The sequence below is a fragment of the Mycobacterium sp. E1214 genome (assembly GCF_001666755.1).
Taxonomy (GTDB): domain Bacteria; phylum Actinomycetota; class Actinomycetes; order Mycobacteriales; family Mycobacteriaceae; genus Mycobacterium.
Genome location: NZ_LZJC01000163.1, coordinates 1 through 7,061, shown reverse-complemented (window position 1 = coordinate 7,061; position 7,061 = coordinate 1). Strand labels below are relative to the sequence as shown.

Below are 7,061 nucleotides of genomic sequence, written 5' to 3'. Positions count from 1 at the left end.
GTTCGGCGCGGGCGTGGGTTGACCGGTCGGGCCCCCGCCCGATTAGGCTGCGACCCCTGCTGACGGCTAAAGAGGTGAGCGGCTACGGACCGATGGCCACCGCAGCTGGCCACAACGGCGGCCGCGCGGGGCGCGCCGCCGCCGACACAAGAACGACGGGAATGTGGCGCCGCGATCACCAAGTCCGCGCGTGATTGAGACCCAGATTGCGTTGCGGCGAGGGGCGCGGCGGCCGCTGCCACGCAGGTAGCCTGAGCAGGTGGTCGAAACGCCCGTCGAAGCGGCAGTGCTCCAGGAGCTGATCCGCGTGCAGCGTGTTCCGGCACTGGTGATCGACTGGCTGGTGGCCGGTCACTGGGCCCCGCCGACCCTGGTTTGCGATGTGGCCTTTCCTCGGGCCGATTACTCGGGGCTGCTGGAGTTCTGATCGAGCGGGCCGGGCGCGTTCAAGGCGCGAAGGCCGCTCGATAGCGAAGCGAAACGTCCATATTCCTGGCCGCCCGCGGTCGTTTTTTCTCCCAACCAGATGCCGATGATTCGTGCGTTGGCCTGAGCGGTCGGCGTCCAGACGGGGCCCCCGGAGTCTCCGGGGATGCTCGGCGGCATGCCGGTGGTCAGGTATTGGTCTTCGCCGTGGTTGGCGGCGACTTGGCCGCAGTGTTGGCCGCTGGAAACGCCGAGCCGACAGATCGTCTGCCCGATCTGGGGTTCGGGGTGGTCTTCGGTGAACAGTGTGTGGTTGCCTTCGATGAATACCGAGGCCAATGAGTTGGTGGTGAAGTCGATCAGTGCGTAGTCCGCGCCGCCGCTGCGGGGTGGGGCGAACACGGTGCGCACGAAGTCACCGGTGAGCCCGTTGTGTTTGTCTCGCGCATACCCTGCGGTGGAGTCGGCGCGGCAGTGCCCGGCGGTGATGGCATAGGTGTGCATGTCCGCGCCGGTGTAGACGTACCCGATCGTGCAGAACTGGCTGTGCCCACCGGGGTTGATGTAGTCGACTTCTTCGCCGGGGCTGACGCGGGTCAGAGCGGCGTGGGAGGTGGGCGCGTCGGCCAGCGCCACGGCTGCCGAGGTGAGCAGGCCCGTGACAATAGCGGTGCAGCGGCGGAAAGTGCTGGGCATGGGTTGGTCACCTTTCCGGTGTCAGGCGGCCCGCGTGTGGCGTAGGCGGCGTTCGGAGCGCAGTTGCGCGCGGGCGGTCATGCTGTCGATCCAGGCGCGGGCGGTGTTGGCGGCGGGCCCGGGACGGCCTGCGGCCGCGGCGATGGCGGCGGTCGCGCGGTTGGTGAGGGCGATCTCGATCCGTGTTGTCATGCAGGCTCCTTGAAACGGTCGGCGTTCTGGGCTGACGGGCGGCGATTGGTGCGCCGGTAGTCGGCGGTGAGCCGCTGGAGAAGGCTTTCGACGGTGTGCACGGCGCTATATGTCACCGGTGAGCGGTGCTGATTGCTGTGCCGTTGGAGTTCGTCGTGGGTGTCGTGTACGGCGCGCAACTGGGTGGCGGCTTCGGCGCGCCAGCGCGCCTCGTTGCCGGCGCTGCCGGGGACTAGGCCGCGCCGGTCGTGGTGGGCGCGGGCTTCCTGCAGGGCGGTGCCGAAACGCTCGGCAGCGTAGCGGGCCCTGGCGGCGGCCATGGAGCGCAGCTCGGCGGGGGAGATGACGGTGAAAGCGCCGAAGGGGTCGGCGCGGTCCCATAGGCCGGCGTTGACGTGGTCGGTGACGGCGCCTTTGTCGACGTCGATGGCCGGGGTGAGGAGGACCACTTGGGCGGCGCTGCCGTGCAGACGGTCGTGCGGTTGATCGCGCGCTGATATCCGGCGAGGTCGCGGTCGGCCACGATGGCCACGTTGAGTCCGGCGAATGCGCCGACCAGCTCGGTGGGGAAGTTCGCGGCCCCTTGGGCGTTGGTGGTGGCCAGGCAGCGGCGGTCAGGGTGTTGGCGTCTTTCTCGCCTTCGGTGACCCAGAGCCACGCACCGGTGTTGGCCGCGCGCTGTACTGCGTTGGTCCGATACAGCACGGGGGTGAATCCGTCCGGCTTGCGGTACACCCATTGGTGTGCGTCGCGGTAGCGCTGCCGGAACCTTTTGTGGAGGTGGCCGGTGCACGTGCATTCTTCGCGGATGACCTGCTGCGCGGGTTCGCCGGAGGGGGACAGGTAGGTGTAGACCCGGACCCGGCGCCACTGATGGTCGCGGTGTTCCCGCGCTGCGGTGATGCGCGCTGGCAACGGTCCTAACCCGGTGGCCCTGCGTACCGACGGGGGTCGTGCGGGCCGTGTCCAGCCGTGTCCGGTGGCGGCGACGGGGTTGTCGAACAGATCGGCCAGGCGCAGGCCGAGGGCGCCTGCAATGTCGGCGGCGGGGGCCTGGCAGCTAAAGCAGTGCAGCAGCACCGCACCGCCCCGCCCGGCGCGAGTATTGTCGCGCCATCCCACCGACAGTGAGGGGGAGTGGTCGGTGTGTGACGGGCAGCTGGCCATGAATGCTTCACCGCCGCGGGGTCGGATCACCTGCCCGGCCGCGTGCAGGGCGTCACGCACCTGGTCTAAAGCGGTCCCGGGGGAACGGTTCTGCGTGACGTCGGCCATCACGGCGTCTCCTTGTCGATGACCGTGTGCACTACGGCGTAGGCGGCGCGGGTCTGGCGAATGCTGTCGTCGATGAAGGTGGTGACATCACGTCCGTCGCGGCCGTCGACGAATTCGACGTCGTAGACGGCGTTACTGCGTAGCTGCTCAAGACTGCTCGCGGCTTGCTGTAGGGCCTTCACGGCGTCGGTCAGGTGGGTGAGCAGATGGCTTCGCGTTTCGGCGATCCGCTCGATGCTGTCCAGCTCGGCGAACTCAGCGACTGCTTGCTCGAGGTCGGCGTCGGTGTACACGGGGTGGGTCCCTTTCCGTTCAAGGGGCCTACGCGACGGCCAAGTCAGCGACGCGGTCCGGACGAAATCCCGCCCAGTGCAGCGTGGGCGAGACGTAGACAACGGGGGCGCCGAGGTATCCCAGGCTCATCACGTAGTCGCGAGCCTCGGGATTTTCGGTGACATCGATTTTCTGGTATTCGATGCCCCGCTTGTCGAGCGCCTTGAATGTCGCGGTGCATTGCACGCAGGCCGGTTTGGTATAAACCGTGATCGGGGACATTGGTCGCCTCCTTCGCAAATGGTGGGTGCCGCGTTCAATATTTAAATATTACTGGCGAGCGTGGCCTTATGCCATAGTCGCGCAAAATGAAATCCGGGCAATTGTTAGTCGTTTCCCACAGGGACGGGACTGAGGGTGTATCGCCCCCCTCCCGTGCCGCTCGCCCGAGGTACGCGCATGCCATACCGGCTTGTCAGGTCTGTCATTTGCCAACTGCGGCAGGTCACGACCGGGCAGGGTCACCGGCACAACACCGCACCGGAAAGTCACGCCGATTCTCCCTTCTTAGGACATGGCGGTAATCGGCACAAAGCTGTAATGATTGGTGCTTTATCGGTGCGGCTGCGTAAGTATACGTGCCTTTCGAGCCGTCCGATAAATAGCCATTGTCCGCATGCACTCAATACGTCATTACCCTGTCGTGCCGCCATTGTTTCGCCTCTCTGACATTCACGATGCGACCGGCGCGAGGGCCGTGGAGTGCAAGGGCCGTGCGCGAAGTTTTCCCATCGAGTGTCAGCGAGCGGCTCGGGGGGAGTTCGCGAGCCACCCGCCCAGGTAGCGATCCCGGCCGGCGATCATCGTCGAAGGCCAGCGGGCGCAACTTTCCTCACATTCGCCCGGGCGGTCGCCGCCCCTGCGAAAGGGTGGGGCCAGAACCGAAGTCCTGACCCCACCTTGGGAGCTGGGCTACTCCTTCACCGCATCGGCCAAGTACTGCTCGTACACCTCGTCGGCGCTCTCGGTCTTAGTCACGACTCGTTCTACCGGGGCCAGTGGGTAGTCGTTGTCGGACAGCCAGCGCAGGTACTCTCCGCTACCGACGTGGTGGCCCCACCAACCTGTGTTGTTGCGCCAGGCGTCCTTGGGGGTCCGCGATTCCAGTGCACCGAGCACCAGCGCCAGCGTGAGCACCTGAGCACGACCGTCGCCGTTGGCGGGCAAATCGGCCACCAGCTTGGCGACGGCTTGGCCGTTGTCGACGCCGAGCAGCTCGGCAGTGGTGTCCAGCGCGTTGTGGGTGGTGAGCAACGCACCGTCGCGGGCCAAGCACTCAGCGACGAACAGGGCCGCACCCTTGGGTGGGATCTTGCGCGTCAAGAGCTTCTTGACGAACTCTCGCCGCACACTGAGCGCCGCGTCCCCGAGTTTGTTCAGCGCCAACACCTTCCGACGCTCACGCTTGTCCGCCTCGGCGCGCTCGGCCGCCGCCTGCTGGCGCGCGTCGTCGTCCAGATCGACGGCTTCGCCGGTGTCGGTGTCCACCAGTCCGGCCTGACGGGCAAACCAGCTCTGCGGCCTCAGTCCCGTGGCACGGTAGTCGAGGCAGTAGTAGTCGGGGGTGAACACATCCTTTTCGGTGACCGTGTTGGCGTGGCGCAACCCCTCGGCGGGGGTGGCGTCTGGCTGGTCCTCGGTGTCCCAGTCCACGGTTTCTTCGTCCACAACCTCCCCGGTGTCCACGTCGCACCGAGCGGTGTCCTCGACCAGATACACCGCCCAGTGCGCCGGGGTCGTGACAGCGGTGTCGTCGGCCTCGTCCCCGTCAGCGGTCACCAGGTGATGCAGCGGGATGCAGGCGGGGTCCCACGAGTCCGGGCGGTCCTCGAGGATGGTGAACCCCTTGTCGGCGAAGGGCTGGGCCGCGTGGGCGCGGGCCTCGTCGGCGGCACGCTCCTGGCGCAGCTGGGCGACCGTGTGCTCAAACCAGGTACCGCCCGCTGACCGCATCAGCCGGTCCACCGCGCCGGGCATATCCTCGAACTCGGTGATCGCGGCGGCCTCGGCAAGGCTGAGCTGGCCGCTGGCCAGCGCGTCCATGGCGGTCGCCGATCCTGCTGCGGCGTGCGCAGCCTTCACGGCGTCCTTGGGCACCGACAACCGCTTGGCCACCTTGGTTACCGACATGCCTGCATCGATCATCTGCTGGATGCCGCGTGCCCGCTGGGCGTCGGTGAGATCGCGCTTCTGATCGTTCGTCACGATCTGGTGCACGATGCGGTCGATGGTCTCCTGGCTGGCATCGACAGCGGTGCGGGGCAGCACGTAGACCGGAACGCTGGACAAGCCGACCTCGCGGGCAGCAAGGGTGCGCCGCTGCCCGTTGCGGACCCGGACGACCTCGGGCCGCTCGGGGTCACGCACCCCCGTGATCGGCACCAGCACGCCGTTTTCAGCAATGTTCGCGATGAACGCCTTGCTCAACGCGGCGTCGTCGCGGACGTTGTCACCGATGTCGAGCAGCATCGGGTCGAGGTGTTCCAGCGTCCCGATCAGCTGGTCGATCACCGGTGCGGCGCTGTCGGTAGTGGTTGTATCGATCATGGCGGAACCTTTCTGTGTGAGGCAGGCGTTCCCGTGACCGCCTGCTCTTTTTGCCTTCTGGCAATTGAGATTTGGCCCGGCAGAGGGACGCGGAGTGCAAGGTCCGGGCGCACAGCTGACCGCCGTGAGCACAGCGAGCGAGCGGCCAGCTGTGCGAGCCTTGTGCCCGAAGCGCAGCGCAGGCCGCGGCCTTGGCGCGCAGCGGACCGCCGGGCAATAATCGAAAAGCCAGAAAGGCAAAGAAATAGCGGCTTGGGCCGGCAGGCCCAAGCTCTCTCAGCAGCGCCGCAGGCGCTTCGACTTCAACCCAGCGCTACGATCGCGCAAATGGCACTTCGACAGACCCGGCGCGGGTGGGAAGAGCCCCACCCTTCACAGTGCCCGGAATGCAGCTCCGAGCTCGGCGCGTACCAGGTGCTCGTCGGAACAGCGCACTGCCGGTGCGGGCGCATGCACCGTTCCACTCGCGCCAGCACTGCCACCACACGATTTATATGCCGCGCCATGATGATTCGTGTGTGTTCTGATTCGTGTGTGTTCCAGAACCTCGACGGGCGTTGATGCGATCAAACCTCGCTCGCACTTGACGCGGGGACACGCACGCGTCACGCGGTGCGGACAGTGAACGTCTCTTCACGACAGGTGTTCAATGCGGCGCACGCGTCGTCCAGGAACCTGTACGCGGTTGCTTGCCCGAAGAATTGAGGGTGGCCGGGGATTCGGACGCATCCGACACGCGGCCAGTCGGGGTCGATAGCGTCGGTTGAGACCAGGCGTCGCGTGGGCCGCCCTTGGGATCTGCGCGCGGCGAAAGCCGACATCGCGACGACCGCCGTCGATAATTTCGGCGACGGTCGGACCGTGCGGCGGGGCTGGCGGATTGCGCTGCTCGCCCGGAACTCACATACGTTGCCGGAAGAGTCGCTATTGGTTCGCTACGGCGAGGAAGAACGTGACTGCTCCGGCCGCACCGAAGGCTGCTGCCATTAGGGCGCCCGACGCCATGGCTTGGAAGTGGGGCCGCACGGTGCCGACGATGAGGCAGATCGCGGCCACGAGTACCGCACCGATGGGGGCAAAAATCCAGTAGTACAACAGCGGGGCGGGGGACATGCCGATGAGTCCGAGCAGGTATCCCAGCGCTATCCAGGGCGCCTGGGTTTCCGGCGCGCCGGAGTTGACTCTGCCCGGATCAAGCTGGCTTTCATAGTGATAAGACATGGGCGCTCCCTTCGGATCCAGGCGGTGCGTAAACGATATCGGGCCTGCTGTTGGCGATTGCTGGCTGGTCATCGGGGTTACCAGGCTCCAAAGGCGTTAGCTTGCAGCACTTCTGCAGCGATGATGGCCCATCCACTGACGGCTGCCACGGCAAGTGTCAGACCGAGGGCGGGGAGTGCCCGTGTTCGAGCGGGGCGGCTGAGCTGTCCCAGCGCTGCTAACAGTGATGCGAGCAGCAGGCATCCGACGGTTGTGACTGCGGCTTGGGTCAGTCGGGACGTGATGCCGGTGTGGGCGTGGGCTTGGTCAGCCGGTGCGCCGACGGTGTAGGCCGCAAATAGGCCCCATGCAATTCCACCAAGCGTCGCGCC

General features: G+C 66.4%; 9 protein-coding genes. 1 reads left to right on the top strand and 8 read right to left on the bottom strand.

Going from position 1 to position 7,061, the window contains the following annotated elements:
• Positions 1–259: 259 nt before the first annotated feature.
• Positions 260–427, top strand: a complete 168-nt coding sequence (locus A5700_RS26350) for a hypothetical protein (protein WP_156671391.1) — start codon at positions 260–262, stop codon at positions 425–427.
• Here A5700_RS26350 and A5700_RS23065 read toward each other — a convergent pair.
• The 8 genes from A5700_RS23065 to A5700_RS27125 form a co-directional block, all read right to left on the bottom strand.
• Positions 403–1,122, bottom strand: coding sequence for a hypothetical protein (locus A5700_RS23065; RefSeq protein ID WP_068067870.1), 720 nt, complete (start codon positions 1,120–1,122; stop codon positions 403–405). The two genes, A5700_RS26350 and A5700_RS23065, sit on opposite strands and share 25 nt — an antisense overlap.
• Before the next feature lie 21 nt (positions 1,123–1,143).
• A complete protein-coding gene (locus A5700_RS26345) occupies positions 1,144–1,314 on the bottom strand; it encodes an amidohydrolase (protein ID WP_156671390.1) in 171 nt (56 codons plus the stop codon).
• Positions 1,311–1,763 carry a hypothetical protein gene (locus tag A5700_RS23060; protein WP_068067866.1) on the bottom strand — a complete coding sequence of 151 codons (453 nt, stop codon included), beginning with the start codon at positions 1,761–1,763 and terminating at the stop codon, positions 1,311–1,313. The genes A5700_RS26345 and A5700_RS23060 overlap by 4 nt, the downstream gene beginning before the upstream one ends.
• A gap of 825 nt (positions 1,764–2,588) precedes the next feature.
• A complete protein-coding gene (locus tag A5700_RS23055; RefSeq protein WP_068067863.1) occupies positions 2,589–2,882 on the bottom strand; it encodes a hypothetical protein in 294 nt (97 codons plus the stop codon).
• 28 nt (positions 2,883–2,910) lie between these two features.
• The gene (gene nrdH, locus A5700_RS23050) at positions 2,911–3,144 is read right to left on the bottom strand and encodes a glutaredoxin-like protein NrdH (RefSeq protein WP_068067860.1); all 234 of its coding nucleotides are present in this window, start codon (positions 3,142–3,144) and stop codon (positions 2,911–2,913) included.
• A gap of 690 nt (positions 3,145–3,834) precedes the next feature.
• Positions 3,835–5,469: a ParB N-terminal domain-containing protein gene (locus A5700_RS23045; protein ID WP_068067857.1), complete on the bottom strand. Its 1,635-nt coding sequence runs from the start codon at positions 5,467–5,469 to the stop codon at positions 3,835–3,837.
• A 924-nt stretch (positions 5,470–6,393) separates the two neighbouring features.
• Positions 6,394–6,690: a hypothetical protein gene (locus A5700_RS23040; RefSeq protein WP_068067854.1), complete on the bottom strand. Its 297-nt coding sequence runs from the start codon at positions 6,688–6,690 to the stop codon at positions 6,394–6,396.
• Between the two features lie 77 nt (positions 6,691–6,767).
• A partial coding sequence (locus tag A5700_RS27125; RefSeq protein ID WP_231991447.1) for a hypothetical protein occupies positions 6,768–7,061 on the bottom strand: 294 nt, incomplete at its 5' end.

What these genes read in the sequence shown, in the direction of transcription:
- A5700_RS23045 (WP_068067857.1), bottom strand. Translation starts at nt 5,469, where the DNA reads ATGATCGATACAACCACTACCGACAGCGCCGCACCGGTGATCGACCAG.
- nrdH (WP_068067860.1), bottom strand. Translation starts at nt 3,144, where the DNA reads ATGTCCCCGATCACGGTTTATACCAAACCGGCCTGCGTGCAATGCACC.
- A5700_RS23065 (WP_068067870.1), bottom strand. Translation starts at nt 1,122, where the DNA reads ATGCCCAGCACTTTCCGCCGCTGCACCGCTATTGTCACGGGCCTGCTC.
- A5700_RS26345 (WP_156671390.1), bottom strand. Translation starts at nt 1,314, where the DNA reads ATGACAACACGGATCGAGATCGCCCTCACCAACCGCGCGACCGCCGCC.
- A5700_RS23040 (WP_068067854.1), bottom strand. Translation starts at nt 6,690, where the DNA reads ATGTCTTATCACTATGAAAGCCAGCTTGATCCGGGCAGAGTCAACTCC.